Source organism: Candidatus Bathyarchaeia archaeon, assembly GCA_035283685.1.
Taxonomy (GTDB): domain Archaea; phylum Thermoproteota; class Bathyarchaeia; order Bathyarchaeales; family Bathyarchaeaceae; genus DATETJ01.
On sequence record DATETJ010000011.1, the window covers coordinates 172392 to 198416 of the forward strand.

Annotated in this window: 31 protein-coding genes and 2 tRNA genes; 10 read left to right on the top strand and 23 right to left on the bottom strand. The window is 47.6% G+C overall.

Annotated features, from left to right (window positions below; translation table 11 throughout):
- Position 1 precedes the first annotated feature (1 nt).
- From VJ249_11335 to VJ249_11355, 5 genes are all read right to left on the bottom strand, one after another.
- Complete coding sequence (locus tag VJ249_11335; GenBank protein ID HKZ95153.1) at positions 2–892, bottom strand: glycosyltransferase family 2 protein; 891 nt, start codon at positions 890–892, stop codon at positions 2–4.
- 143 nt (positions 893–1035) lie between these two features.
- Positions 1036–1197, bottom strand: coding sequence for a hypothetical protein (locus VJ249_11340; GenBank protein HKZ95154.1), 162 nt, complete (start codon positions 1195–1197; stop codon positions 1036–1038).
- Between the two features lie 126 nt (positions 1198–1323).
- Positions 1324–1722: a winged helix-turn-helix domain-containing protein gene (locus VJ249_11345; GenBank protein HKZ95155.1), complete on the bottom strand. Its 399-nt coding sequence runs from the start codon at positions 1720–1722 to the stop codon at positions 1324–1326.
- Positions 1723–1796: 74 nt separating this feature from the next.
- A complete protein-coding gene (locus VJ249_11350; protein HKZ95156.1) occupies positions 1797–2798 on the bottom strand; it encodes an NAD-dependent epimerase/dehydratase family protein in 1002 nt (333 codons plus the stop codon).
- A 338-nt stretch (positions 2799–3136) separates the two neighbouring features.
- Positions 3137–3583 (bottom strand): hypothetical protein, encoded by a 447-nt coding sequence (locus tag VJ249_11355; GenBank protein ID HKZ95157.1) that lies wholly within the window; start codon positions 3581–3583, stop codon positions 3137–3139.
- Positions 3584–3828: 245 nt separating this feature from the next.
- Between VJ249_11355 and VJ249_11360 the strand changes: the two genes are divergently transcribed.
- Positions 3829–4191, top strand: coding sequence for a hypothetical protein (locus VJ249_11360; GenBank protein ID HKZ95158.1), 363 nt, complete (start codon positions 3829–3831; stop codon positions 4189–4191).
- Here the strand turns inward: VJ249_11360 and VJ249_11365 are convergent.
- Positions 4188–4496 (bottom strand): DUF4364 family protein, encoded by a 309-nt coding sequence (locus tag VJ249_11365; protein ID HKZ95159.1) that lies wholly within the window; start codon positions 4494–4496, stop codon positions 4188–4190. The genes VJ249_11360 and VJ249_11365 overlap by 4 nt on opposite strands.
- Positions 4497–4915: 419 nt before the next feature.
- On the opposite strand from VJ249_11365, the gene VJ249_11370 reads away from it, so the two are divergent.
- Positions 4916–5518, top strand: a complete 603-nt coding sequence (locus VJ249_11370; protein ID HKZ95160.1) for a hypothetical protein — start codon at positions 4916–4918, stop codon at positions 5516–5518.
- A 72-nt stretch (positions 5519–5590) separates the two neighbouring features.
- Here the strand turns inward: VJ249_11370 and VJ249_11375 are convergent.
- The 5 genes from VJ249_11375 to twy1 all read right to left on the bottom strand — a co-directional run bounded on the left by VJ249_11375 (position 5591) and on the right by twy1 (position 8774).
- A tRNA-Arg gene (locus VJ249_11375) sits at positions 5591–5666 on the bottom strand.
- A 40-nt stretch (positions 5667–5706) separates the two neighbouring features.
- Positions 5707–6420, bottom strand: coding sequence for an HDIG domain-containing protein (locus tag VJ249_11380; GenBank protein ID HKZ95161.1), 714 nt, complete (start codon positions 6418–6420; stop codon positions 5707–5709).
- A gap of 28 nt (positions 6421–6448) precedes the next feature.
- Positions 6449–7120 (bottom strand): deoxyribonuclease V, encoded by a 672-nt coding sequence (gene nfi / locus VJ249_11385; GenBank protein HKZ95162.1) that lies wholly within the window; start codon positions 7118–7120, stop codon positions 6449–6451.
- A 12-nt stretch (positions 7121–7132) separates the two neighbouring features.
- Positions 7133–7780, bottom strand: a complete 648-nt coding sequence (locus VJ249_11390) for a hypothetical protein (GenBank protein ID HKZ95163.1) — start codon at positions 7778–7780, stop codon at positions 7133–7135.
- Positions 7781–7814: 34 nt separating this feature from the next.
- Positions 7815–8774: a 4-demethylwyosine synthase TYW1 gene (gene twy1, locus VJ249_11395; GenBank protein ID HKZ95164.1), complete on the bottom strand. Its 960-nt coding sequence runs from the start codon at positions 8772–8774 to the stop codon at positions 7815–7817.
- A 173-nt stretch (positions 8775–8947) separates the two neighbouring features.
- Here twy1 and VJ249_11400 point away from each other — a divergent pair, with 173 nt between their 5' ends.
- Positions 8948–9940, top strand: coding sequence for a 4Fe-4S binding protein (locus VJ249_11400; protein HKZ95165.1), 993 nt, complete (start codon positions 8948–8950; stop codon positions 9938–9940).
- Between the two features lie 6 nt (positions 9941–9946).
- Here the strand turns inward: VJ249_11400 and VJ249_11405 are convergent, their stop codons facing one another.
- Positions 9947–10348 carry an NUDIX hydrolase gene (locus tag VJ249_11405; protein ID HKZ95166.1) on the bottom strand — a complete coding sequence of 134 codons (402 nt, stop codon included), beginning with the start codon at positions 10346–10348 and terminating at the stop codon, positions 9947–9949.
- 364 nt (positions 10349–10712) lie between these two features.
- Here VJ249_11405 and VJ249_11410 point away from each other — a divergent pair, with 364 nt between their 5' ends.
- Complete coding sequence (locus tag VJ249_11410; protein ID HKZ95167.1) at positions 10713–10940, top strand: hypothetical protein; 228 nt, start codon at positions 10713–10715, stop codon at positions 10938–10940.
- 16 nt (positions 10941–10956) lie between these two features.
- Here the strand turns inward: VJ249_11410 and amrS are convergent, their stop codons facing one another.
- Positions 10957–12042 (bottom strand): AmmeMemoRadiSam system radical SAM enzyme, encoded by a 1086-nt coding sequence (gene amrS, locus VJ249_11415; GenBank protein HKZ95168.1) that lies wholly within the window; start codon positions 12040–12042, stop codon positions 10957–10959.
- Between the two features lie 189 nt (positions 12043–12231).
- On the opposite strand from amrS, the gene VJ249_11420 reads away from it, so the two are divergent.
- The gene (locus VJ249_11420; GenBank protein ID HKZ95169.1) at positions 12232–12798 is read left to right on the top strand and encodes a sulfite oxidase-like oxidoreductase; all 567 of its coding nucleotides are present in this window, start codon (positions 12232–12234) and stop codon (positions 12796–12798) included.
- A 405-nt stretch (positions 12799–13203) separates the two neighbouring features.
- On the opposite strand, the gene VJ249_11425 is transcribed toward VJ249_11420, so the two are convergent.
- From VJ249_11425 to VJ249_11440, 4 genes are all read right to left on the bottom strand, one after another.
- Entirely contained in the window at positions 13204–13884 is a 681-nt protein-coding gene (locus VJ249_11425; GenBank protein ID HKZ95170.1) for a protein-L-isoaspartate(D-aspartate) O-methyltransferase, read from the bottom strand.
- Positions 13885–14209: 325 nt separating this feature from the next.
- A complete protein-coding gene (locus tag VJ249_11430) occupies positions 14210–14788 on the bottom strand; it encodes a hypothetical protein (protein HKZ95171.1) in 579 nt (192 codons plus the stop codon).
- A 471-nt stretch (positions 14789–15259) separates the two neighbouring features.
- A complete protein-coding gene (gene glmS, locus VJ249_11435; protein HKZ95172.1) occupies positions 15260–17083 on the bottom strand; it encodes a glutamine--fructose-6-phosphate transaminase (isomerizing) in 1824 nt (607 codons plus the stop codon).
- A 242-nt stretch (positions 17084–17325) separates the two neighbouring features.
- Positions 17326–18342, bottom strand: a complete 1017-nt coding sequence (locus tag VJ249_11440) for a D-cysteine desulfhydrase family protein (GenBank protein HKZ95173.1) — start codon at positions 18340–18342, stop codon at positions 17326–17328.
- 118 nt (positions 18343–18460) lie between these two features.
- On the opposite strand from VJ249_11440, the gene VJ249_11445 reads away from it, so the two are divergent.
- A complete protein-coding gene (locus VJ249_11445; protein ID HKZ95174.1) occupies positions 18461–19423 on the top strand; it encodes a helix-turn-helix domain-containing protein in 963 nt (320 codons plus the stop codon).
- Between the two features lie 35 nt (positions 19424–19458).
- On the top strand, positions 19459–19890 hold the full coding sequence (locus tag VJ249_11450) for a DUF371 domain-containing protein (GenBank protein ID HKZ95175.1): 432 nt from the start codon (positions 19459–19461) through the stop codon (positions 19888–19890).
- On the opposite strand, the gene VJ249_11455 is transcribed toward VJ249_11450, so the two are convergent.
- The 6 genes from VJ249_11455 to VJ249_11480 form a co-directional block, all read right to left on the bottom strand.
- Positions 19883–20950 (bottom strand): class I SAM-dependent methyltransferase family protein, encoded by a 1068-nt coding sequence (locus VJ249_11455; GenBank protein HKZ95176.1) that lies wholly within the window; start codon positions 20948–20950, stop codon positions 19883–19885. The two genes, VJ249_11450 and VJ249_11455, sit on opposite strands and share 8 nt — an antisense overlap.
- Before the next feature lie 38 nt (positions 20951–20988).
- Entirely contained in the window at positions 20989–21765 is a 777-nt protein-coding gene (locus VJ249_11460) for an ABC transporter ATP-binding protein (GenBank protein ID HKZ95177.1), read from the bottom strand.
- Positions 21747–22538, bottom strand: coding sequence for an ABC transporter permease (locus tag VJ249_11465; GenBank protein ID HKZ95178.1), 792 nt, complete (start codon positions 22536–22538; stop codon positions 21747–21749). The genes VJ249_11460 and VJ249_11465 overlap by 19 nt, the downstream gene beginning before the upstream one ends.
- A complete protein-coding gene (locus tag VJ249_11470) occupies positions 22539–23591 on the bottom strand; it encodes an ABC transporter substrate-binding protein (GenBank protein HKZ95179.1) in 1053 nt (350 codons plus the stop codon).
- Positions 23592–23772: 181 nt separating this feature from the next.
- Positions 23773–23868: transfer RNA gene (locus tag VJ249_11475), tRNA-Lys, on the bottom strand.
- Positions 23869–23931: 63 nt separating this feature from the next.
- Entirely contained in the window at positions 23932–24420 is a 489-nt protein-coding gene (locus VJ249_11480; GenBank protein HKZ95180.1) for an asparaginase domain-containing protein, read from the bottom strand.
- 76 nt (positions 24421–24496) lie between these two features.
- On the opposite strand from VJ249_11480, the gene dph5 reads away from it, so the two are divergent.
- Genes dph5 through VJ249_11495 form a run of 3 tightly spaced genes read left to right on the top strand, consistent with a single transcriptional unit; the run spans position 24497 to position 26024 of the window.
- Positions 24497–25300 carry a diphthine synthase gene (dph5, locus tag VJ249_11485; protein HKZ95181.1) on the top strand — a complete coding sequence of 268 codons (804 nt, stop codon included), beginning with the start codon at positions 24497–24499 and terminating at the stop codon, positions 25298–25300.
- Complete coding sequence (locus tag VJ249_11490) at positions 25297–25575, top strand: DUF357 domain-containing protein (GenBank protein HKZ95182.1); 279 nt, start codon at positions 25297–25299, stop codon at positions 25573–25575. Before dph5 ends, VJ249_11490 begins: the two co-directional genes overlap by 4 nt.
- Positions 25548–26024 carry an adenylyltransferase/cytidyltransferase family protein gene (locus tag VJ249_11495; GenBank protein ID HKZ95183.1) on the top strand — a complete coding sequence of 159 codons (477 nt, stop codon included), beginning with the start codon at positions 25548–25550 and terminating at the stop codon, positions 26022–26024. Before VJ249_11490 ends, VJ249_11495 begins: the two co-directional genes overlap by 28 nt.
- Position 26025 lies beyond the last annotated feature (1 nt).

Sequence of the window (26025 nt, forward strand, 5' to 3'; positions counted from 1 at the left end):
CTCAGCTTTTCCTCGTTTGCCTCATTATGCGTTTTTCCATCCTTCTGAACAGAAGCGATATGGTGGCCACAGTTAAGCCCTGGGACCCCAAAAGCAGCAACATCAGACCACTCAGAGCATAATCGCCGCGCCATGCCCCGCTTGACACTCTTTCCAATACTGTCCACAAGAGTATGACTGATGCAGGAATGACTGCTAAAGACACAAGACCAGAAAACAATAGAACTGGATTATAACGATGAGCTAAACCAAAAATCGTTCGCATAATCTGGAACCCGTGCTTCCAGCTGCTAAGCTTCTGAGAACCTAGCCGCTTCCTATACGCTATCGGAACCTCCGTGACCCTACCGTTCATGGCAGTCTGAGCCGCAATCTCCACTTCCACATCAAAACCTAGGGCATTCAACTCGAGTTCCCGAGCCGCGTGAGTGTCCATCAGATACATTCCAGAACAGACGTCACTCAGTTTGGTTCCCATGAGCAAATTAAACGTCTTGGTGATCAACCAATTCCCGAAGCGATTTGTGCGTGGGATATTTTTTCTTCCGTTAGCGCGCACCCCAATTATTTGGTCATACTTGTCAGCATGAACCAAAAGGTTGTCAATGTCCTTCGGATCATAAGTGAGATCTCCATCCATGACAAGTAGATACGGCGTCTTCACATTCTCAATAGCTGTTTCAATAGCACCGCACTTTCCTCTACTATGCTGAGAAACAACGTAGCAGCCGTTAGACTCAGCAATTTTCACCGTACCATCAGTCGAATAACCATCAACAACAAGAATATTATGATAGCCCACTTGCTTCAACTCTGTGACAACTGACTCGATTGCCTCCTCCTCATTAAGAGTGGGCAAGACTATCGTAACGTCATCCTTACTCCTTAACATTTCTGTCATCTCCGCAATTCGAGTCAGAATCCACTGTCGAATAGGTTGCGCGCCCGAAACAAACATTCAACTTTTCTGGAATTTAAACAACAATGAAATAAACCGAGTCAAATATCTATATCAAAAGTCTAGAGAAAACCATGTCAAAGTTGCAGCGCGCCTCCACTTTCAAGGCGCAAAACCCTATTCATAACCATCTCATCACCTTCAGAAGACCTCAAACGAGCAAGTTCGAGGTCTTCATCTGAAGTTTCAGGATGATCATCTCCAACAACACGTAATAATGCCTGATCAAGCTCATCCAAGAAAAGATCCCTCTGCGTACTCCGCAACCCTTTCACCCAAACTGGCGTGCGCAAAACAATTCCTGAGACAAAAAGCAACCTAACAGCCGACAAAATGAACAACCACAGCACGTTTTGCTTTGATATTCACACGGAAACTTCTTTTCTATTTGCTATTCGCTTGGAATTGCATTCATTGTTGAAACACATGTTCTCGAGCAGAAGCTTGTCCTTGTGAGCGCCATTTATTTCCTCATTAATTCTCCTATTCCGCTCAAGGTAATCGTCATACATTTGAAGAAAATCCTTCCCCCTCTTCGTAATCAAGTAACAAGAATCATCGTGACAATCTATCAAGCCACTCTCCAAAAGACTCTTCAAATACTTCTCCGACTGTCGGAAACTCAAATTGGCCTGATACATCATCCTCGTCTTCCTAACCTTCACTGAAGCAATAAGTAGCATGTCTCTTACAATTTCCAGACTGTACCGATACTTCTTACCTGCGCGCTCACGCGCTTGATCAAAATTCAAAATCCTAGACAAGCCAGACCACTCACCATACACCAAAACGCGATATCCAAGAGATGAGAATCAGCTAGGAAGGAGTCATGAACGTCCTACTTCTTCATATGATGATGAAGCGCACGCGTATGATAGTGTTTGTCACCTTCTCTAATATGCCGTAAAAGTTCACGACAGCTCAATTTGATAGCTCCTTCACTGTTCAGCGAAGGTTTCCATCCGAGATTAATCAACCTATCAGAAGAAAGCAACATCGCCTTGACATCTCCCCTCCACCCACGTCCCCCATCAACTCCACCAGTTACCCTGAATTCCACGTTCTGAAGCCCCATCTCAGCGACAACAATTTCCGCAATGCGCTTCACACAGACCTGATCAAACGACCCTACGTTGTAAACCTCAAAAGCCCTTTCCGAAACAAGGAAACTATCAAACGCGCGAATCAAGGAATCCACAAAATCGCTAATGTGCAAATACGACTTGCTTTGATTTCCATCTCCTAAAATTTCAAGTTCCTTAGGGTTGCGCCGAAGTTTGTCAATAAAATCTGCAACTATGCCATGATTTGACCTCTCGCCCACAATATTGGCGACACGAAGAATAACACCTCGAAGATCAAACATACGACAATAGGAACTAATCAAAGACTCGCAACCCAACTTTGAAGCTCCATAAACAGAAATGGGCAAAAGAGGTCCATAATCTTCAGGAGTAGGAAAGACCGTAGGTTCACCATAAACAGTTGAAGAGGAAACAAAAACAATCACTTTAGAATTCTTACTCTCTCGCATAGCTTCCAAAACATTAAACGTAACCAACAAATTCTCACGAAAATGAACCGAAGGCTCAGCCATCTCAACACGAACCTCAGGGTTAGCAGCCAAATGAAAAACCACATCAACCCCATCAACACAATTCTTGGCAACATCCAAATCCTTCAAATCACCACGAACAAATCTAAAACGAGAATTACCCAACCAACCCTGAATGTTCCCTAAAATACCACTATTAAGATTATCAACAACCCTGACAAAACACCCCATACCCATGAAACAGTCAACCAAATGAGAGCCAATAAAACCCGCACCACCAGTCACCAAAACTCTAGAAGACCCACCCACCACATCATCCCCTTAAAACAGCCACTACTCTATTTGGAACCAAATAGAGGGGGCCTACAACAATTGCACAACACACAAACGCCCACTCACAGCATCACTCAACTCGCCTTCTTACCAAGTCTCCTATGAAACCACCAAATCCAAACCCTAGTCCTCAACCGATAATACACCGTGAACAGCCGACCCACCACTCCTGCCATAAAGTCACAAACCCCACACGTCGAAACAGCGCACCACAACCAAAGCGGCACAATTAGGAAGAAAAGACCATCAAAATCATTTCCAGACACATACTAGGCTAAAAGCGCACGCACTCACTTTCTAGAACTTCGGTGCAGCCAGCCTCTTCCGCCCTTCTTGAGCTGCAAGTTCTTCTTCCGACCCACTCGACGTGGCACAGCCTCTTCCAGTTGTTGCGCACGCGTGACACGCCTCTGCGTGTTTATCATGGTGCGAGCGAACTTACCCCATCCACCCACTGAAGGATGAGGAGGAATAAAACGCTCAGCATTCTCAATCTTGTGTACACGCAGAATCTCCTTCAAATCCAACAGCTTAAAGTCACGGGTAGCAATTATCACCGTGCCGCGTTCGACAAACAACAACTCAAAGTTCCGGCTCGCCATGCCCTCTGCCCTAGCCTTGTCATCGATGCGATCCCGCCACAAGAGCCGCCACTCGTTTCTCACATCACCTACTAGGATTTGGAGATCTGTGGCTTCAGCACTGGATAATCCTCCTGTGCTATCAGGACGGAGCAAAAGCTTATCGAAACTCCTTTCCGAAACTCTCAGCTGAAGGATAGTATAACGAGTTCCTATTTTATAAGAGATGAAGAATGAAAGGTATAGATGATAAGTACAGACCAAAAGTACAAATCATTAGAGCTAGATTCTCTAGAAAATCGGAATCGATGAACACAGAAATCCCCGGGAGAGCTCTCTCTACCACATGTTCTCCTAGGCTAAAATACAACTTCCCACAACTGTATGCACGTGGTCTATTCTTGACCATAGAGAAGTTCTTCTCCACCATCAAAAACGGAGATTGGCACCGGGTGGACGAGCTGTCAGATCAGCTGGGACTTGGAAGCAGCCAGCTTCTCGAATTCTCAAAGTTCCTTTCCAAGCAAGGTCTCCTCAAATACGACGAAGAAGGCAGCAAGATAAGACTTGAGCCCAAGTGGAAACTCCTTCTCCCAGATGAAGAGATGACGACTGAACCAAAAACCACTGTTGCGACTTTCATAATTCCGCCTGACACCTGCGTTGATGTTCAGTCGACACAAATCAGAAACCTAAGCAGCGTAGAGCTTGAAGTAAACTTGAGAATGGACGACAGAATCAGGGAGGTGGCAATCAGAATCTAGACCGAAGCTTCTTCTGAATAAACGAGCTGCTCCGCCTTCTTGAGAACCTCAAGCAGCGTTCGACCGCGATCAGTGATCCTATACATAGTCCGGTCGTTTCCATTGTCGATCTCTTCTATGAAACCCTTCCTCAACAGATCGTAGAAATACCTGTTGAATCGTTGAAAATTCAGGTTCGACCTGTACATCACCCGCATCTTGTTCGAGGGGTGTAGGGTGGTTTCCAAAATGTCGACCGTAATGGCTGGCCAACTACGTTTATTCAGTCTCCCTCTCCCCTCGACGTGTTGAAGCGATACATTCATGCTTCGGTATGCGCATTACTAATATGTAGAAACCAATTTATGTTTTATGGATAAGGATTCCACTCATAAAAGTGTCGATAATGCGTCCTTCCTGAGAACTCACCCCATGTTATTCCACAAAAAAAGTGAAATATAGCGCATAACGCTTCATGCAATCCACCTAAAGAAGAGTCTAATGAAACGCAGAAAGACGGACGTTGATGCGTTTGATGTATCTCCTGCAACGATAAAGAAGAACTTAGTTCGCTCTTCCTCAGGCAGCAAGGCCCAGTGAACCGTACGGCCTACGCGTACTACGCATCATTAATGCGTATTCGAAGGGTTACTCGACTAGCACGACAGGTATTCACTAACATTCTAGTCGAATGTTCGAGAAAATCTAAAATACAACTGATTACATGATAATGACTCTGAGGAGAATGCGTTCGTTGTATTCTATGAGCCCCTCAGCTAAAGTGCAATGCAAAAAGACAATAGGCAAGATGCTTGTTCTCATGCTAATCTTGATCTCTTCTGCTGCGTCAATGAGATCGGCATTTGCCGACACGACAACTTTTCACATGAACGGAAAAGCAGCTATGGCGCAACTGAGTGACGGATCGTCCTACGCTACGGTCATTGCATTTGAAATTTCGAAACCTACAAAGATAACGATGCTTCAATTCATGCTTCAAGACTCTAGCAATGGGATCTTAATCTTTGAACAGAAGGAACTAGCTTCCAATGAATTCAGCTGGAACTTGGGCGCCTGCAACCTCGACACAGAAATCGCAGGGTTCGCACTGCTCGTAGAATGGAAAGCCATAACTCGGCTCCAAAGTGACCACACAAACCAGAAACTCGAAATAGAGCTGCCGGCGCAAGTAACCCTTCACCTCATATCGACGATGATCATGAGGAATGCAGAAGCCACGTTGAGTTGGAATGGACGCTTCATGCAGGGAGAAGGACAAATTGGACTCACGAACATCGTAAGCGTGATCCATTCCACAGAAGAACCAATACCGCCTAGTCCTCCATAGCGCGCGCACCCACAACGGATAAAGACCTGTGCTTTCTGTACGAAGCTTGTGGGACTTGAACCCAAATAGGAGCGGGCCCGGAGGGATTTGAACCCTCGTTCTCCGGCTCCGAAGGCCGGTGCCTTGATCCGGGCTGGGCAACGGGCCCTCTCTAGAGCTATGACAGCTTGAGTTGTGATAAAAGCTTTTTATGGCGATTTTCGGGGTTTCTGACGTCTTTGTCTTAGTTTTTCTAGAGTTTTGGGCACGGCTTCCCACCCTTTTTGCGTTTTGGCGTTGATGATTTGAAAGGCTTCTTTGGCGGTGATGCGATTTAGTTCCGAGCCTGTCGCCTGTCTGAGCAAGTATTGCGCTGCGTTTAAGACTTCGCCGTTTAGCCTTGAATCAGCCATGTCTGCCAAGTGTACGATTAGTGCTTCGGCTGTTCTAGGTCCCATCGGTCCGTGTTGCCAGCCCATGTGAGCAACGATTATGTGAACTAGGTTGAGAGGAAAGCCTCTTTGAATGAGTTCAGCTACTCCCAATGTGAGGTGGTCGAGACGTTCAGCGAGCGGTGCCGTGACGTAGGTACCGTTCTCCCGTTCAACGTACGTTAACGCTTTGAAGATATCATGGAGTAGTGCGCCGGCTACAACTAGGTCTCGGTCAACCGTCTCATTGTACACATTCTCTACGGTGTCACATAAGGCCAAAGCGATGTTCGTTGTCGAGATCATGTGCTCGACTAGACCGCCAGGATAACTGTGATGATGCGATAAGCCCGCAGGCGATTTTTCAAGGGGCATTCCTGCGTACACTTTGCCTTCTATCTTGATTGTGGGGTCTTCTATTAAGGCAGCGACTTTTTGCCGCAGTGTCTTGCCTGCAATTTTGTTGATTGCTCTTTTCAGTTTTGGGTCCACGTTCTGGTTTTTCTCCTCTTGTTGATAGTTATGGGTGGGTTATTTTTCGTTTGCGTAAATCTCTTTCTTTCGTTGCCAAGGTGTGGGCTGTGTAGATGGGTTCAGGCACTCTTGCCGATTTGGTGCAATGTTTGACGATTTCGATGGCTCTGTTCAATGAAATCTTGTGGCCGACGCTGACGTAGACTGGCTGCTCGTTTTCCTTTCTGCTCAGCGCCGCGCCTAAGACCTCGCCTTTATCGGTTATTGGGGACCAACCTTCTGGGCTCGCTGAATCGACGCTCCCATAGAGGAGGCTCTTTGCCACGCCGACAGTTGGCTTGTCTGTAAGTAGTCCCAAATGGCTGGCGAACCCAAGTCGACGGGGATGTGCTATTCCTTGAGCGTCGACCAGAAAGACATCTGGCTGTATCTTAAGCTTCTTGATGGCTGCTCGTGCTGGTTTGATTTCTCTGAAAGACAAAAGAGTGGGAATGTAGGGAAAGCTTGTCTTCACTGTTGCTATCTGGGCTTCAACAAGCGACAATGTTGCGTACCTGAGTACGGCAACTGCACCAATGGCAAAGTCTTCGACATAGGCTACGTCGACTCCTGCAACATAATTGAGCCTCTCAGGAAGCGTGTCTTCCCTTATGACTTGTTTCGACAATCGTAGCTGAAGCTGCCGAGCCTTTTCAACCGAGAACTTGCCGCGTAGCATGCTCTTTTAGCTCTACTTTTGGCGCTTGGTTCTTTGCTTGACTAGTTTTTCAAGGTTTTTCATGCATTTTTCAAGTGAGCTGCGTCGAGCTTCGATTGTTATGTCGCCTCGTGTGGTTTCGATCAAGTGTCGTGCCACATCGCTTTTTCGGCGGAGTCCGGGCACAAGCATGTACGCTTCGTCCATGGCCATGAGTTCAACATAGATTTCCTCCATTAGCTGTAGGCTTTGTTCAGCTGTTTTCACGTCTTCTCTGCGAAGTGAGTCCAGGGCTCGTCTTCTTAATTCGCCGATTACGTCTGCTAGTCCAAGGACGTAGTCGATTGACGGCGCGTCGATTTCCTCGGGTCTGATGAAACGATTCTCCTCAACAAGAGTCAGTAGTGTCTGCGCTTCTGCGTACTCTTGATGAGCTGCGTTTACTAAGCCTGAGTAAGACATGTCTGGATAAGTTTCGGCAATAGAATGCAGTTTGATGAAGAGTTCAGTGGTTTCTTTCAACAGTTTCTTGGCCTCTTTGAACCTTTGCTGATGTGTAAATAAAATGGCTTGTTTGGAGAGCCGTGTGGCTCGGCGCATGTCGCGCTGAACTTCTTCGTGTATTTTCTCACGCTTTTGTAGTTCATTCTGAATCTTACTTAGCAGGGTCTTCAACGACAAGGTGGGTAACCGTCCAGTTAGGTTATTGAGAGCTTCATGTTAGCCTAATAGGCTTTTGCAGCCTGCTCAAGAGGACAACTCGGCTTTCAGATGCTTCATCAAGCACGTGGTATCCTGTTCCTTCCGCTAATTCTTTCGCGAACGTGTTGATCTCCATGTGGCTTGGCGTGTTCTCGTATTCGAGGCGGAGTTGAGAGAAGCCAACGTGCATGTAGCTTTCTGGTTCAACGTAAGTGGGATTGGCTTTCTTGATCAGCTTTGCGTAGAGTTCGGGGTGCGCCAGATTGTGATGCTTAACAAGAGTAAGTCTGAGCACGGTGGGACAACTGAAGCTGGGAAGATGGCTTAGAGTTTCATTTAGCCTAGTCCAAGCGTTTGGGAACTGCGGGCGACATGTTTCGAGAAAAGTTTTCTCATCGTAGGCACAGAGCGAAACATACAGCTGGGTTGGTTCTTCGCTGAGTCTGCTCAGCGCTTCGGGTATGGTTCCATTTGAAACCAAGAACGTCGTGAATCCCCGCTTGTTGAACAGGCGAAGCAATGCGCTCAAGTGTGGGTAGAGGGTGGGTTCGCCTGTAAGGCTTATTGCCACGTGTCCTGGTTTCAGGGCTTCTCTGAGTTTCCATTCGTCGGTTTTTGGGTTGCCCTTGTAGCCTGTTAGTATCTTTCTTTGCGCTTCGAGGCACCCTTCAACAATCCGTTCAGGGTCATCCCAGCGTGCATCTGGCGTCTCTCTCCATCTGAGGTCGGGCTTGTCGCCACTGTGTGCTCGCCAGCAGAAACTGCAATGCATATTGCAGTAGTGGACAGCCGGCGTCATCTGAACGCATTTGTGCGTTTTGATACCGTAGAACTTCTGTTTGTAGCATGGGCGCTGATTGACGAGGGCTTCATGGAACCATCGGCAGCGTTTGACTGCTGAGTGTGAGCCTATTAAGTGGTATTTCTGTGTCTTCAGTAGCTGGGTGAGTTTGTCTGGAATTTCATTGTGCAAGCAGGTGCCCCCTCTTTGAAGCCAGGTAGCCGTGTTCTTCCATTAAAACGTGGCTGTCGCGTTCTGTTGAAGATTTATATGCAACTTAAGCCTTTCACGTCTCTAAAAACGTAACATAGACGCTGTTAACTGAGCCAATATCTCTGTCATTGAACGCTGGGTGAGAAGAAAGGTTGAGTAAGGAAAGAGAACCACAAAAAGATATGAAGCCCAGAGCCGACGAGGCTAGAACCCCGGGTCTCAGAAAACGACTGTTGAGATTTCAAACCGCAAGAGTCATCGTGCAGTTGTTTCTATTTTTCTTGTTCAACGCAGTTTTTCTGGGTTTGGGACCATGGCCTATACTTCTGCCTGTAACTGGGTTGCTGGGCGTTCCAACTAAGACTATGGGAGACGCGTTCGGTGCGTTGCAATACATGCTCTATTTGCTGATTCCACCATGGCTTGCCATAGCGTCAATATTCGTGGCTTCGGTTCTTGTTGGTCGAGCTTTCTGCGCGTGGGCTTGCCCGTTCGGCTTGGTTCAAGACATACTAGAAGTCATGAAGAGAAGACACACAACGGTTTCGCCACGCACTCACAGTCAGATGGTTAATGTGAAGTATTTTGTCCTGATTGCGACGCTACTAGTCTCTGGTCTTCTGACTTTATCTATCGTTGGTGGACTTGGAAGAGGCTACCAGGATGCGCTAGGAGTCTTCGCCATGGCTCCGTTCAATGCGTTAAGCCCAGCAGATACATTGTTCGCTGTGATTCCCCGAACGGTTTTGGATGTGCGTCATACGCTGCCTCTGTTCTTTGAGCCTAGTGCTGATGCTGCTGGCTTGATTGCCAACTCGATATCTTCTAGTCAAGCGCTGTTTTGGGCTCGATTGGTAGTCCTTGGATTGACCTTGGCTCTTGCTGTGTATGTCCCAAGGGGCTGGTGCCGATACTTTTGTCCTCAAGGCGCTTTGTCAGCCATCCTAATGCGCTTCAGCTTCCTAGGTTTGAAACGTGATCCTGTGCGCTGTGGAAAAGACTGCCGCGACTGTGTCAAAGCCTGTCCCATGGTGGTTCCTATATTGGATGAGCCATGGGAGAAATTCACGCACCCCGAATGCATAATGTGTCTGAAATGCGTCGATGCTTGTTCAACAGCGGCTATAAGACCGAAGTTTCCATGAGCGCAGTTATCTCAGGCGAGCAAGTGCCTCTTTTTCATTATTCCAGTGAAGCATTTGGAGGGCTTCCTCTTTTGTTGTCCAAACGTAGTCAGCGACTTCTGATTTCTGCAGTTTTATAGGTTCCTTTGAGTTAGCTTCGACTACATAGCTTGAAACCACGTGTCTGATGTGTCTGAAGAAGAACTCGTAGTTATGCACTTTGCCTATTATTTTGATGTTCCTTAGGCCTGTTTCCTCAGAGATTTCTCTTTGCAATCCTTCGGTTTCGGTTTCGCCGTTGTTTACTCCACCCTTGAGCAATCGCCAACGATGCCGTCGAGCTGAGTAATCGATTTTCTTGAGAATCAGAACTTTCTTTGCGTTGTCAACTTCGTCGAAGATAACTGCCTGAACTTCCCGTCGCACCATCAAAGGGTTTTCGCCTGCCTTCCCTCAGTCACAGCGTTGTTTTGCCTTATTTGAATAGCGAACTAAAAACTTAATGTTTTCTTGTTGAATAGGGTTGTGCTTTTCAATTTTACATTGAAAGGGTGAGTTTCTCCATGACGCGCGCACTATTTTTGCGAGTGAAAGAGGTTTCAGCCCGTGATTCTGGTTCGCGACGCGAGATTGAGAGTTAACCTAGTTTATACATTTATGTTTGTTCTGTGGAGAGTAAATAGAGATATTAATTGTAATTACATTTTCAGCATTACGCGAGATCCTAGCGTCGGACATGTGGTTTCTTTTAATGTTTAATAGGGTTGAGCAGCATTCTTCTTAGCGAGCATTTATGAGCAGGAGTAAGGGCGAAGAAAAAGCGGCATATCGTCCGCCTGTGCCGTTGCCGAGACGTCCTGAACGCCCCGAAGAGTCAGGTTGGCCTTCTCCAACGCCGATGCCTGCGCCAGCTACTGAGGATCTGGGTAGAGCTATGAAGCAAGTGCTTGATAGATTAGAAGCGATTGAGAAGCGTTTGGAAAACATCGAGAAAATGTTGATGACGCGTCAGCCAGTTTAGCTACCAGTACGCACGTCTAAGCGAGTGGTTGCGATCTCTTAATTCGGCGTCCAGTGATCGGTATTAAGTGACCGCATTTTGGGCATTTTTTGTCTTCTGTTACTTCGTATTGCGTTATGGTATGGTCGAAGCGTTGGATTAGTGTGTCGCCGCATTTTGGGCAGTAGGTGTTTTCGTATTTGTGTCCTTGGACGTTTCCGATGTACGGGTAATTGACTCCTTCTTTCTTAGCCATAGTGTAGGCTTTCTCTAAGGTATCAACTGTGGTTGATGGCTTTGTGAACTTGTAAGCTGGGCTGTACCGTGTGAAGTGCAGAGGAGCGTCTGCGCCCACGTTCTTCAAATGCTTCTTAATAATCCATTGCAGGCATTCGTCGTCATCGTTCACGTCGGTCACGACGAGGTTGACGATTTCCACGTGGAGGCCCATTTTCTTGGCTTCGTGGGCGTTGTGCCATACTTTTTCCACTTCTGCGCCGCCGCAGTGTTTTTGGTAGGTTTCCTTGTCGCCTTTCACATCGATCTTTAGTCCGGTCATGCCTGTGTCTTTCAAGAGTTTCAGTGCTTCCTGTGTCATGTACCCGTTTGAGACGTAGCATGAGTAGAGTCCTTTTTGGCGTCCTAAGCTGAAGACTGGGAGAGCCCATTCTGTGAGCATAGTGGGTTCTTGGAAGCTGGCGCATAAGCCCGTGTCGTGTTGGTTTGTGGCGAGGTTGACGATTTTTTCTGGGCTGAAGTAATGGTTTGATTTAAGTGGATCTGGCTCTTTTTTCGATAGGTGGTGGTTTTGGCACCATTGGCAGTTGAAGTTGCATGACCATGTGGAAAACGTGAGCGCTGATGAGCCGGGCCAGTAGTGGAAGAGGGGTTTGATTTCGATAGGTCGGCTTTCCAACGCGCTTAAATCGCCGTAGACTAGTGTGAGCAGTGTGCCGTCGATGTTGATTCTGGTTTTGCAGATGCCTTTGTTGCCCTGTGGGATAGTGCAGCGCCATTCGCATAGGTTGCATTTGACTTTGTTGCCTCTTTGTTTCTCGTAGAGTAAAGCCTCGTGAACTACGGGAAGGCGTATTAGCTCAGAGTATTCCTGCAGTTGTTGCATTTTTGGTTGGCTCTGCTGTTTCTCTGGGTTGGTTTTGCTCCGCGTAACTGTGCTGCTTGATTAGAATAGTTTTCGATCTAGAAAAGTGTTTCAGAAGAGAAAAATCGTTTCTGACCTCTGCTCTAGGCTTCGGGCTTGCGAAAAGTAATAATTCTGATGTTACGCATGTTGCTCTGAAGGTGTGCTAGCTTGGACAAGGAGGGGCATAGGATTCCGCCGAATCAGAGGGTGACGTCGAAGTTTCCGGTTTTGCATGTCGGTTCTGTGCCCAAGTTTGATGTGAAATCGTGGGATTTCGCGGTTGAGGGTCCGGTTGAGAATCCGGTTCGGCTTAGTTTTGAGGAGTTTGTGAAGCTTCCGAAGGCGGTGAGGATTAGCGATTTTCACTGCGTCACTGGGTGGAGCCGCTTGGACAATAGGTGGGAAGGCGTAACGTTCAGGACCATTGTCGATGTGGTTAAGCCGTTGAAAGAGGCCAAGTACGTGACAGTTGTGGCTGAGGGGGATTATGCGACGAGTTTGCCGCTTGAGGAACTGCTTGGCGACGATGTGCTTTTAGCGTATGTGTTTGAGGGTAAGCCTTTGGAGGCTGTGCATGGTGGACCGCTGCGGCTTATAGTGCCTAAGAAGTATGCGTACAAGAGTGCGAAGTGGGTTAGGAAGTTGAGGTTTACGAAGGAGCAGGAATTGGGGTTCTGGGAGCAGAGGGGATACAGCAACACGGCTGACCCTTGGAAAGAAGAAAGATACGGATAGACTGGCTTACCAACGATTGTTAACTCGGGTTGCGTTGGTTGCAGAAGTTTCCATGCTGGGTTAGAGGGAAAGAGCAGTTTGGATGTTAGTGTTGACCGTGGCTTTGAACCATTAGCATCCAGTGGCTGCGGGAAGAATAATTCAAAAGAAGGTTGTCAACTATCGGCTTTAGCCTTCTTCTTCCGACTATGAAGAGTAAGAACTTCAACTTACTGTAGGTGTTCCCGCCCAATGTTGAAGTGCGTTGCGGCTTTTGCTGTGTGGTGTCGTCGTCAAACTGTTCCTAGTGACATCATCAACTAGAATGTTGTGGCTGCGGGCAGTGGCGAGTTTCTGTTCAGGTGTTATTAACTTTCGCTTAGAAACAGTAATAATAACTTCTTTTGTGTTGGTGGCTTGTGTTGTTTATGTGTGTTGTCCGTATTTTCCGGTTAAGGGTACGAAGGCTACTCCGCCTAGGTTTTCGCGTGTGAGCTGTGCGTCTTTTTTGGTTATGCGGTACAAGGTTTGATAATAGTATGTGCCGCCGACAGGTATGAGTAAGATTCCGCCGTCTGGTTTGAGTTGGTCTGTTAAAGGCGTAGGTATGTCTGGTGCGGCTGCGGTGACTAGGATGCGGTCGTAGGGCGCTTCAGGTGGATAGCCTTGGGAGCCGTCATGATGGATTATTGTGACGCGTTCAGTGTAGCCGGCTTTTTCTATGTTTGTTCTGGCGTAGTCGGCTAGGTCTCGTATGATTTCTGTTGTGTACACGTGCCCCCATGTGGTTTTGGGCTGGTCTGCTGGCGCGATGATTTCGGCTATTGTGGCTGCGTGCCAGCCGCTGCCTGCGCCTACTTCAAGTACTTTGTCTCCGGCTTCGAGTTGTAGTGCTTCGTTCATGATTGATACCATGTGTGGCGCTGAGGCTGTTTGACCCCAGCCTATTGGCAACGGTGCGTCTATGGCGTAGCTTTGTTTCATGTGGTCAGGTAAGAAGGGTTCGCGGCTGACTAGGCGGATTGCTCGTGTGATGTTAGATGTTTTGAGTATTCCTTCGGCTATGAGATTGCGGATTAGCTGCTCCCACTCAGCCTTAACTGTCATGTTGCTAGCAGGTTCCTGACAAGACAATGATAATCAACAATCGCAGCTTAAGACTTTGCGAGCTTGATCAAACCCATGGTTATAGGCTGAGAGCCTAACCATTCAGCACCAACAAACAAAACATCCAACAATTATCTTAGAATAAATGGAAATCACCCAAAATGCACGCGCGCTGAAAAAGTTAGTATTTTTATGGAAAAGGCAGTCCTAAACCATTTATCAGAGAACCTCAGTCTTTTTCAGTCCTGCCTCGCATCTTTAGCAATTTTTGTTTGTTGTATAGAAATTCTATCTTTTTTGTTGCCTATGTTTGAAAAGGTTTGGTCTATCCCTTCTTTTGACCTTGCTTTTGTCCACAGCGAGGACATATTTCGGACGCTATAGGAATTTCTTCCTCGCATTCAGTACACTTTTTAAGGAAGGTTTTGGGAGTTTTGGAATAGTCAGGTTTACCACTCAAATGTCGCTTCACTTCCTCGGTGGCAATGCGCGCCTGCGGCATTGTTCTTTTGATAATTGCTTCTAAAATTTCCTTTTTCTTTGGCTCAATGAAGCCAAAAACTCTTTCTATTTCGCCAACTTTTACTTTCATGTGTAGAGCCATGAGGCGCGTTTCTACGGATATGTCTTGTATTTTCTCATATTCTATGGTCTCGATAGCGTTAATTTCGAGTTCCTCGGGGGTCAGACGTCTTAGCTTGTCTTCAAAGTCTCTCGTTGCTTGCATTACTGACGGTATGGCAAGCCATGTGATTGCACCCAGTCCTGCATACTTGAGCAATTTCGGGTCGAAAACCATCATTCGCTTATTTGTCCAAAGCAGAAATTTTTCACCTAATTCAAACCCAAAACCATCTTGCTTTTTTCTTCTTACTCTTGTAACGGCTATGACCCTTTCAGACATATTTTGCATCATCGCTTCTGCTGGACGTCCGAGAAGTAATACAGACCAGCCTTATAAAATCCTTCGCGAGTAATACAATTGCGGTAACCTCCCTTTTTCTCATGTCTTGCCTTTCCTCAGAGCACTACCCGCACTAGCGGGCGACACCCCAGGTCTTGCCTTGAGGCATATAATATCTCACTGATAAAAAGAAGATAGAATTTCTATCTAGCATAAAAGAGTTTTAGGGTTTCAAACAAAGGATGCAGTCTTACAGCAGATACGCTTATCCGATTGGGTTGCCCAAACAATCTTTGTGAGTTGAAATAGATTGAACGCCAAGAAACGTGCACGCTATGCTTCAAGGCATGCCCACCCAAGTTTGGTGAGACATAAGAAGAAGCGCTAGCTAGCTTCGAATAGAAATTCCATCCAGCCAATTGCAGCCTATTCTTTGCCGTGTTCAGAGAAGAGCGTCATGAGCCTACCTAGTTATTTCACTGTTACTGATTTTGCTAGGTTGCGTGGCATGTCTGGGTTCAAGCCTTTTTCCAAAGCCACATGGTACGCAAACAATTGCATGGGAATCACATACAATATAGGCGAGAGAATCTCTGGAATGCCCTTAGGCACCTCAATGAAATCGTCTCCATAACGCTTGATTTCTTCGTCGCCTTCCTCACACAACACGATAATCGAAGCGCCTCGTGCCTTCATCTCCATGATGTTGCTCACCACAGCCCGGTGCGTATCATCCTTTGGACAAATGAACACCACCGGAAACCCCGGCTCAATCAGGCTGATGGGACCGTGCTTAGATTCACCAGCAGGATAGGCAATGGCAGGCACGTATGATATTTCCATTAACTTCAGCCTGCCCTCATTAGCCGTCGCTGAACTAATGCCTCTGCCCAAATAGAAGAAACATTGACTCCGACTGTACTTCTTTGCCAAAGCCTTTATTTTCTCAGTTTGCGTCCTCAAAATCTCGTCAGCGATATCTGGAATCTGCTCCAACTTATCCTCCAGGAATTCGATTTCCACATGCGAAACTTTGCCACGCTTCTTCGCTAGCCTAAGCGCCAACTGCGACAAAACGCTCAGCTGACTCGTAAATGTCTTGGTCGCAGCCACACCGATCTCAGGTCCGCTTTGTTGACACACGTAAACCCGGCTCACACGCGTCAAAGTCGAACCAATCACATTAGTCAAGCCCAGCACAGTTGCCGCTCTCAGGCGTGCATGATCCAAAGCCGATAAGGTATCCGCTGTTTCGCCACTTTGGCTAACAAACAGAATTGTACTGTCAATGTTCACGCTTCTGCCATGCTGCTCCACAAACTCCGACGCAATAATCGGATGAGTAGCCAAAAACGCCAGCTTACTAAACATGTACGACGCAGCCAAGCAGGCGTGATAACTCGTGCCACATGCAACCAGAAACACTTCGCCCGCCCTGTCCAAAAACTCGGTCATCAAATCCAGAAACTGGTTCTGCAACCTCAGCGTATTTCGCAAGGTGTTCGGCTGCTCATAGATCTCCTTCAACATGAAATGCGGATAACCCTGCTTCTCAGCCATCTCAGGATCCCAGTCGACTACCTCAGGCTGACGAGGCACAACACTCCAGTCGCTTAAACGACGAATCTCGTAACGATTTGCAGTCAAAACCACTAGCTCGCCATTCTCAACAATCAAAGCCTTCTTGGTCAAAGGCAAAAACGCAGGAATATCTGAGGCACAATAGACCTCGCCTTCATTAATGCCCACAACCAGCGGACTCTCCTTACGAGCACAAACAATCTTGTCCGGTTCACGAGCAGACACAACAGCAATAGAGTAAGAGCCATCCAAACGATTCGCAGCGTCACGCACAGCCTCAGCCAGCGACAAACCGCCTTTCATCGCTTCCTCAATCAAATGCGAAACCACTTCAGTATCCGTTTTAGACTTGAAAACATGCCCTTTAGTCTCAAGCTCCAACTTCAAATCAGCAAAATTCTCAATAATCCCATTGTGCACAACCGCAATCTCATCCGTGCAGTCAGTGTGCGGGTGAGCGTTCACTTGATAAGGCGCGCCATGGGTAGCCCAACGCGTATGCCCTATGCCTACTCTTCCAGGCATGTCGTCAAGATCCAACAGTTTGTGAACATCATCGATGTTGCCCGCATCCTTCTTAATGAACAAGCGGCCATCCTCAACCGTAACTTGACCCACAGAATCATAGCCACGATACTCTAGCCGCTTCAAACCCGCGTGAATAACAGGTGCAGCCGCACCATTCTTTACTATGCTGCCGAATATTCCGCACATCAACAACAGCCTCCAGAAATCTGACACAAAGCGAATGTTTCAGTTAGTCTCTAGCTCATCTAAAGCTCGTAGAATACAACGCAGAGCAGTCTATAAGCATTCTTAAGAAATCAGCAATATTACTAAAACGAATTCTAAAACGGCTCATGGACTAGAGCGACGCCCAACGACGCCTCCATTAAAAAAAAGTCTTTAGGGGTCCACTTCATCACTCATCCAAGCATGAACCACGGTCAAAAGGCTCAAACAAACTCCTTTCTGTAGGGAAAGAGCGCTGGCGTTCCACCTGTGTGCAAGAAAACAACATTGTCGTCCCTTTTGTAATGACCCTGCTTTATGAGATTGATGAGCCCAGCCATGGCTCTGCCAGTGTAAATCGGGTCGAGCAGTATTCCCTCAGTCTGCGCGACTAGCTTAATAGCCCTCAGAGCTTCCGAAGTCGGTTTTTCACAAGCCTCACCAACATAGTCCTCGTTCAAAACCACATCATCCGACATCACATTTGTTTTAAGATCTAAGAGCGAAGCAGTTTTCACCGCAATCCCAACGGTTTCCTCAATTAGCTTGTTCTTGATTCCTGGCTCGGCACAAATCCCCAAGATTGCGACCTCTGATCCTAGAGCCTTATCAGCCAGGACGAGCCCAGCCTGAGTTCCACCGGAGCCTGCAGCATGAACAATATTATCAATCTTGAAGCCGTAGTCGCGTGCCTGCCTCAGTAACTCGAGCATAGCGTTGACATATGCAGCCGCCCCAGGAGGGTAGGAGGCACCTGCAGGTATCACATAGGGGATATGACCCATCTTCCTCAAATCAGCCGCTATCTCCTCCATAAAACGCGCCCTATCCGACTTCGAAGGCTTTCCTCCAAGCAGTCGAATCTCAGCTCCGAGAAGACGGTTCAAAAGCAGGTTTCCATCATAACTGCCCGGTTCTTCACCAGTGATAACCAGAATCGCTTTCACGCCCAGTTTGCTCGCGGCTGCGGCTGTAGCCCGCGCATGATTTGATTGTGTGGGTCCAGTTGTGATCACAACGTCAGCCTTCTTGCTCAACGCATCTCCCAATGCAAATTCTGCCTTCCTTTCCTTGTTACCACCAAACGCAAGACCAGTGCAGTCTTCTCTCTTTATCCACAACTGTGGACCATTCAATGAGGCAGTTAGTCGAGGCATCCTTTCCAGTGGCGTAGGCAGATGCACAAGTCTGACTCTGGGAAACTTGTCTATTCTTTTTTGAAGTTCCTCTGCGGTTATCAACAGAGTAGCCCTCGCGAAAAACTATGAAACCGTATTCTTATTAGACTTTATCGAGAAAAAGCCTGCCAAACCATTAAAAAAATGTTTATAAGGGAATCATCCAGCTACCATACAAACCATGAAAAAGAAACTCTTGCTCAGCGGCGAACCGCCCAGTTTCGAGGCAAAAGACATAGCCATATTCGACCGTCCGGACCAGCTGAAAACACTTGAAAGCCGACTAAGCTGGCAAATCCTCAGGCTCATAGCCGAAAACGAAATGTACCCCATCCAAATCGCCAAAAAACTTGGCGTTCATGAGCAGAAGGTCTATTACCACATACGAAGACTCGCCCAAGCAGGAATCATAGAAATCGTCAAAGAAGAAGAGAAGAAAGGTGCGATAGCTAGGTTCTACAGAGTCACGTTTCCAGCCTTCGGCGTCGAATTGCCTTTCGGAAACCGCAAGATCGCAGCCTTAGACAGCACAGAAATGGATGAAAAACTCAAAGAATTCTTCTCACCGTTCCTGAAAGACGGCGTGTTCGACGGCAAAATTATAGTCGGCAGCCCAGATCCTCATGGACCATTCAAGGCTCGAGCCAGAGATGGACACTACGCCGCATACCTAAGCCTGTTCCTCGGACGATACGTAACGCTACCCGACGACTTCGTGATAAAACTCGACGTAGACGTCAAAGTCGAAAAAGAGGAAAAGAACAACCTCATCCTCGTAGGTGGACCAGGCACAAACCTACTCACCCAAGAAGTCAACAACCATCTACCCACACGCTTCAGCGTAAAATCAACCGAAGAAGGATTCCTGTTCGGCGGACTCATCTCCCAAAGGACCGGCGCGGTTTATACTAGCGACAACATCGGCTTAATAGCGAAAATAACTAATCCATGGGATAGAACCAAACGAATCATAGTCACAGCGGGCAATAAGGCAGTGGGCACAAAAGCCTGCGTATTGGCGTTAACCAAGTTTTGGAAAGAAACCCTCAAAAACTTCAACGCTGCAGACGACTTCGCCGCGGTCATTCAAGGTTTCGACATGGACGGCGACGGAAAAGTCGACGCCATAGAAGTCCTAGAATAAGAACCAAAGGTGCAGTCTTACAAGAGAGAGTATGCTTGAAAGCAACCGAAGTCATCCATGCACGTGGACACCAAAACGTCACATCCACTAACAGGACAACTCTTGAAATCACCAAAGAAACACATCTAACCAGACGCGGCGACTGCATAATCGCGATCGACTCAAACAAAGGAGCAAGAGACCTGAACTCAAAGTTCAAGAAAGCTGCCCAAAACGAGAAAGCCAAAATCGCAATCCACTTCGAAGCAGACGGGGAAGTTGAAGTTGTCAAAGCTTGGGGAAGCCCTCACCTAACCTTCACGCATCCAACCGATCTTGTTGTCAGAAAAAGCGACTACGTGTGCGATCGAACACTCGCCATCCGAGCGGATAAAGCTGCCCAAGACTTCCCGAGAACACTGATTGAAAAAATGCAGAACCCAAAACAAAAAATTAAGATCACCCTAACCGTGTATAAGGCTACGTGACCTCTGCATCGATTACCACTTGATACGTGAACGGCGCAATCCCACGCACAATTCTTGTCCCCAATATTTTTCTCAAGCGCCGATTAGACTGCTCAACTGCCTCAGCGAACCTAGTCTTTGCAGTCTCTGTGGGTTCAGGTGTGTTGCTGAACTGGTAATAGTGTATGATGCCGCCGTCTGATCTCAGCGCTCTACACGCCGCATCCACGTATCCTATGGCTTTTTCAGGCAAGTTCATAACCACGCGGTCGGCGACTCCAACCAGCCTTTCATTGATGACCTGTCTTGCGTCGCCTAGAACGGGCGTAACTTTGCCCACAACTCGGTTGACCACTATGTTTTTCTTCAGAAATTCGTAAGCACCGGGATTTACATCTATGGCGTAAACACGCACTTTCCCATGCGTTTTAGCGATATGGATGGAAAAAGGTCCGACGCCCGCAAACATGTCGACCACGATTTCGCCTTCCCTGACCGAAGACGCAACGCGGGAATGCTCATAGGACAGACGCGGCGTAAAGTAAGCCTTCGCGAGATCCACAGAAAACACGCAGTCATGCTCTTTGTGCACTGTTTGAGTCTTCGCCTCTCCTCCAATGACCTCAAAAGTTCGAAGACGATAAACACCGGTCACCGGACTCCACTTCGAGAGAACAGTCTTCACCCTCTCATGAACTGACAAAATGGCGTCGCCGATGATCCCCTTATACTGTTCAAGCTCGGGTGGAACTTCAACAACAGCTATGTCACCCACAAAATCAATTGAATGCGGCAGACTGGCCAGCACATGAGGTGGCAACTTGCCGCTTAGAATGTCCACAAGCGTGACTGGTTTCCCTAGGTTCTCCTCGAATTTCCGCTGCGCGATCTGCAACTCAGGCAAGGCGCGTTTCAGTTTCTCAAGTTCTATTGGAAGTGGCTTGCGCACCAATGGAATGTGAATGGAATCGTTGTCCCGATGCACCCTAAGTTCACGATTCAAGAGCGCCAATTCTCTGGTTAGCATGATGGCTTCTTGGGCAGAAGTCTTTGGAACCTTTAGGCCAACTGCGTCAGGCAATGAGCGTTCACCAAAGCAGCTTTCGACGGCTATTCTCCTCATCTGCTCATAGTCTTCTCTACTTCAGCTTCCAACTCCTGAAGAATAGGACGCCTCACAGCATAGAACTCTTCGCCTGTGCGGTCACGAGGCCGCCGCAGCTTTACCTCAATCACTTTCTTAACTGTTCCCGGTCGCGCTGTCAAAATAACAATTCGATCTGCCAAGTAAACCGCTTCGTCAACCGAATGAGTGACAAACATCACAGTCTTCTTTGTCTGCGCCCATATTCTCAAGAGTTCCTTCTGCATAATATTCCGGGTCTGCGCATCAAGAGAACCAAAAGGCTCATCCATCAACAACACTTCAGGATCATTGGTTAAAGCTCGGGCAATAGCCACTCGCTGCTTCATACCGCTGGAAAGCTGACGAGGCACAGCGTCTTCGAAGCCCTGCAACCCCACTAGTTTCAAGTAGCTATCGACGACTTCTTGGCGCTTCTCCGGCGCAGTGCCCTTGATTTCTAAGCCGAACTCAATGTTCTTGCGCGTGGATCTCCACGGAAAAAGAGCGAATTCCTGGAATACAAAGCCTCTATCTGCACCGGGTTTTGACACTGCGCGCCCATTCAGAAGAACTTCGCCTGCATTCGGTGATTCCAACCCTGCTAGTATTCGCAAGAGTGTAGTCTTGCCGCATCCGGTTGGTCCGGTTATGCACAGAAGCTCGCCTTGGTACACGTCTAGGGTAAGGTCGGTTAGAGCTTCAACTCTGGCTTTGTCGCTTTCGAAGACTTTGCTCAAACCGCGGATCTGGATCAGAGTATTCCTGCCCATCTGGACAACCGTCTTTCCACATAGCTTATCGCAGTTATCATGAGGAAACCTATTATTCCAACGAGAAACATGCCTGCAAACACGTTTTCGTAAAGCCCAAAGTCGTCGCTCATAACATGAATGTAAAAGCCCAAACCACCTTCTCTAACACCAACTAGTTCAGCGGCTACGATAGCCATCCAGCCTATGCCCAAGCCAATCCGCAGCCCAGTCATAATGTGCGGCAACGAAGCAGGAACAATAACTTTGCCAAAAAGCTGCCTTTTGTTGGCGCCAAGAGTCCGCGCAGCATCGATTAAGACGGAGTCCACAGCCTTGACACCTGCAACCGTGCTCAAGACGATTGGAAAAAACGAGGCCAAGTAGACAATGAACACGGCGTCAAACGGGTCTCTGAAGAAAATTATGGCAAAGGGAATCCAAGCAAAGGGCGGAATAGGACGGAAAAGCTCCACCAAAGGCCTGCTAATGCCCTCAGCATAAAGCGAATACCCCCACAGCAAACCTACAGGAATCGCAACAACGGCAGCGAGAAAAAAGCCATAAGACACTCTGAAAAGGCTCGCCACCACATGCTCACTGAAAACATGACCTGTTGGGTCCCTTTCATTTGTGATCACCACACGTATCAGAGTTGAGAAGATGCTGACTGGACGAGGCAGCAGCCCTCTCGGATCTCGTGCAGCCACAAGATCCCATATAAAGAAGAAAACTGCCAGCGCAACAATGCCCAATAAGAGTTTGATGAGGAGTGTGCGCTGCTTCTCCTTCATTTAATCACTTCGAGCCGCAGTCAAATAGGATTCGTCGACGTATTTCTCAGTGAAATCGTACTTGTCTTCGTAGCCTCTTTCAGCAAGTTTGGTTGAGGGCACCATGTTGAAGTCGATGAGTTTGCCGGTGAACTCGATGAAAGTGCTGAGGAACGTGAGGTTAACGGCATATTTGTAGTCTATGCGACTCAACGCCTCCTTCACAACCGATGCCTCGCGCGCCGTGAATCCAACTCCGATGTCTACAAGCAGTTGATACTGAGACGAACTTGGATCAGATTTGGCTTCGTTTATCCATTCGGTTGCTTCAATGTGCGCCTTGAGAAAGTTAACGACTGTGGAAGGATGGTTTGCCGCGAAAGCTTTGTCGGCTACTATTACGCAGTCTAGGTGGTGAGGCCAGATGTCGCTTGATGTTGCCAAGAGCTTTCCAAATCCTTTGTTAACAGCGTCTGAGGGAAACGGTTCCCACGCCACAAAAGCGTCAATGGCACCCGACTGCAGTTTCAGCTCCATGTTGGCTCCAGAAAGTGGCTCGTCTATTAAGAAGTCGGTTATGCTCATGTTCTGCTTCTCAGCGTAGTTTAGCAGAAGAAAGTATTGAATTGAACTTCGGCTTGGCACACCGATGGTCTTGCCCCTCAACTCTGAAATGTTGTTGACTTCAGGTTTCACCACGATGGCTGAGCCGATGTCATTGACCTGCGCTATAACCGTGGTGTTCACGCCCAAGTTCAGGTGCTTGATTATAGCTGGGGGCGCACCTAAGAAGCCGATGTCAACTTTACCTCCCGCAAACGCATCCATCTCCACGCCGCCAGAAGCATATCCACCCGAAACAGCGTCTGTCACGTTGACGCTGTACTTTTCAAAAAACGATTGACCGCCGCCTACAGTCTTGTTCTTGGCCACGAAATATGCGATGTGGTGAAGGTCGGCTGTTAGGTATCCGACTCTAATGGTGGTTGAGGGAGCTGCGGGCGTCAAGTAAGGAGCTAGGAAAATGCCTGCTAAGGCAATGGCGACCAGAGATATGATAGCAGTTGCAATCAATGTGCCCCTCGACATATAGTGAACTTTCCCTTTGAATCATTGTTTTTGGAATAGAATAATGGATGAAGTACATATAAAATCCTATTGTGCCTGCGAGAAGAGAAGCCTTTGATTGTTGAGCTACTGAGGGAAAACCCATCTTGAGACACCTGAAAAAGAAACAGCTGAAAACGACTTCAGATGGCGGGCCCGAGGGGAATTGAACCCCTGACCTACGGATATCTCTATTACGGACATTTAAGAGTCCGCCGCTCTAACCTTGCTGAGCTACGGGCCCTCTGCGCGATTGCCATATTGCACATTTTACATGAGTTTATTAAGCTTACTTAGACCGAGCGGCTCAACTCTCAACAAATCGCCCTGTTTTTCTGTCCCTCCTGACCTCATTCCAAGGATAGATCCTGCCGCTCATCGCAATGTAGACTCCGTTAGTCAGAACGTTTATGGCGCCAATAGCGGTTCCAACGTTAAACAAGGCGTCTGAATCAGAGAACCTCTCCGGCCTCAGAGCTCCTGTCAAGATCATAACCTTGTCTTTAATGTCGCTTAGTCTCTTGGCGGTTTCTATCATCGTATCAGTTCCGTGTGTAACTACTATTTTGTCAGCGTCAGCTTTCCTGCAGGCTTCAAGTATCTTCTCTCGGTCTTGTTTCGTGATGTCTAGACTGTCTTTCCTCAAAAGCGAAACTATCTGAAAGTCGAAGTTTGGATGAACTCTCTGCAATATTCTTTCGACAGCTGGCTTCCCTATCTCAAAAGCGTACCCCTTCTGCGTTCTTGGATAGTCCTTGTCGATTGTTCCTCCGGTTTGGATGAAAACGATTTTCATGATTCTAGATGAGGTTTAAACGCTTTAAATAGCTTCGGCGGTAGTCCTTTGTTGACAAGTGGAAGGAATGGATCACTTGGGTGAATTGGTGTTTGTTGGCTTGGGCTTAGGCAGCGAGAAAAGCATATCGCTTCTAGGCTTGGAAAAAGCTAAGACGGCTGAGGTCCTGTTTGCAGAGTTGTACACGAGCCTCTTGCCAGAACTTGATCTTTCAAAACTTGAGAAACTCGTTGGAAAGCGGGTCCAACTGGTTTCTAGACACGACCTCGAAGAAGACTGCGGAATGATGATTTTGACGGCGGCGGAGAAGGGCGGGGCAGTCTTGTTGGTGCCCGGCGACCCTCTGATTGCTACAACACATGTTGATTTGCGTATTCGAGCCCAAAAGAAAGGCATTAGGACCAGCATTGTCCATGCGGCATCAATTGTTTCAGCAGTGACCGGCTTGTCGGGCTTGCAGAACTACAAGTTTGGCAGAAGCGTCACCATACCTTTCACCGATACGGGCTCTGTTGATGAGACCCCGTACAACGTTATCGCCCAGAACCGGAAAACCGGTCTCCACACGCTCTGTTTTCTTGACCTCCGAGTAGACGAAAAACGATACATGACTATAAGAGACGCCTTGGAAGTGCTCTTTGGCCTGGAGAAGCGGAAGCACCACCGCGTGATAACGCCTGACGCATTGGCAGTCGGCATCGCACGAGCCGGCTCAGAAAATCCCACGATAAAAGCAGATTTTGTCCGAAAACTTCAGGGGTTTGATTTTGGAAAACCGCCCCACTCCCTAGTTTTTCCGGGCAAACTGCACTTCATGGAGGTAGAGGCGCTTGTCACACTGGCAAAGGCGCCTGAAAAGATTAGGGAGATGGCAAAATGAGCGCACACGCTTTGCTAGCAAAGTACATTGGGAACTCAGAGAAGGTCTTGGGTGAAATCAGAGTCAAGCAGAACGCTAAGACCTTAAGCCTTGACCAAGTTATCGAAGTGGTTGAGGACGCGAAGCGATATCTAAGCGATGCAAAGTATTATGGAGAAAAACAGCAGTATGAAACTGGACTGGTATCGGTCGCCTATTGTGAAGGCATGCTTGACGCGTTGCGCCTCTTAGGCTTGGTGGAGTTCAGATGGTCCGAAACGAAGGAAAAAACTTGAAGAAAAAAGGCAAGATCGTGCTAGCGTCAGGCACGTTCGACCTGCTCCATTTGGGTCACGTGAAGTATCTTGAAGAAGCCAAAAAAGCAGGCGGCAAAAACGCTAGACTGATGGTCATAATTGCAAGAGACAAAACAGTTGAGAAGAGGAAGGGGGACAAACCGGTCATGCCCGAGGAACATCGGCGGGCGTTGGTTGAGTCTTTGAAGGTTGTTGATGAAGCTATCTTGGGCTATGAGGACTTTGACATTGGCTCGGTGATCACGGAGTTAAGGCCCAACGTTATTGCAGTAGGTTACGATCAAGAAGGCATTGAAAAGCAAGTTCGCAAGGTTGTAGCTGAGAAAAAATACCCAGTTGAGGTTGTGAGAATTGAGAAATTTGGCAAAGACGAGTTGAACAGCTCGTTGAAAATCAAGAAGAGAATCAGCCAGATTTGCAGGAGATAGT

Coding starts and splice junctions, on each gene's coding strand:
- nfi (HKZ95162.1), bottom strand. CDS start 7,120: ATGCTACGCGGCAAGTTCTCGGTTGAAAAGGCTCGGCAGCTTCAGCTA.
- VJ249_11370 (HKZ95160.1), top strand. CDS start 4,916: ATGCGTTCGTTGTATTCTATGAGCCCCTCAGCTAAAGTGCAATGCAAA.
- VJ249_11405 (HKZ95166.1), bottom strand. CDS start 10,348: ATGGTGCGACGGGAAGTTCAGGCAGTTATCTTCGACGAAGTTGACAAC.
- VJ249_11480 (HKZ95180.1), bottom strand. CDS start 24,420: ATGAAAATCGTTTTCATCCAAACCGGAGGAACAATCGACAAGGACTAT.
- VJ249_11460 (HKZ95177.1), bottom strand. CDS start 21,765: ATGGGCAGGAATACTCTGATCCAGATCCGCGGTTTGAGCAAAGTCTTC.
- amrS (HKZ95168.1), bottom strand. CDS start 12,042: ATGCAACAACTGCAGGAATACTCTGAGCTAATACGCCTTCCCGTAGTT.
- VJ249_11445 (HKZ95174.1), top strand. CDS start 18,461: ATGAAAAAGAAACTCTTGCTCAGCGGCGAACCGCCCAGTTTCGAGGCA.
- VJ249_11365 (HKZ95159.1), bottom strand. CDS start 4,496: ATGAATGTATCGCTTCAACACGTCGAGGGGAGAGGGAGACTGAATAAA.
- glmS (HKZ95172.1), bottom strand. CDS start 17,083: ATGTGCGGAATATTCGGCAGCATAGTAAAGAATGGTGCGGCTGCACCT.
- VJ249_11495 (HKZ95183.1), top strand. CDS start 25,548: ATGGTCCGAAACGAAGGAAAAAACTTGAAGAAAAAAGGCAAGATCGTG.
- VJ249_11430 (HKZ95171.1), bottom strand. CDS start 14,788: ATGTCTGAAAGGGTCATAGCCGTTACAAGAGTAAGAAGAAAAAAGCAA.
- VJ249_11410 (HKZ95167.1), top strand. CDS start 10,713: ATGAGCAGGAGTAAGGGCGAAGAAAAAGCGGCATATCGTCCGCCTGTG.
- VJ249_11465 (HKZ95178.1), bottom strand. CDS start 22,538: ATGAAGGAGAAGCAGCGCACACTCCTCATCAAACTCTTATTGGGCATT.
- VJ249_11490 (HKZ95182.1), top strand. CDS start 25,297: ATGAGCGCACACGCTTTGCTAGCAAAGTACATTGGGAACTCAGAGAAG.
- VJ249_11425 (HKZ95170.1), bottom strand. CDS start 13,884: ATGACAGTTAAGGCTGAGTGGGAGCAGCTAATCCGCAATCTCATAGCC.
- VJ249_11335 (HKZ95153.1), bottom strand. CDS start 892: ATGTTAAGGAGTAAGGATGACGTTACGATAGTCTTGCCCACTCTTAAT.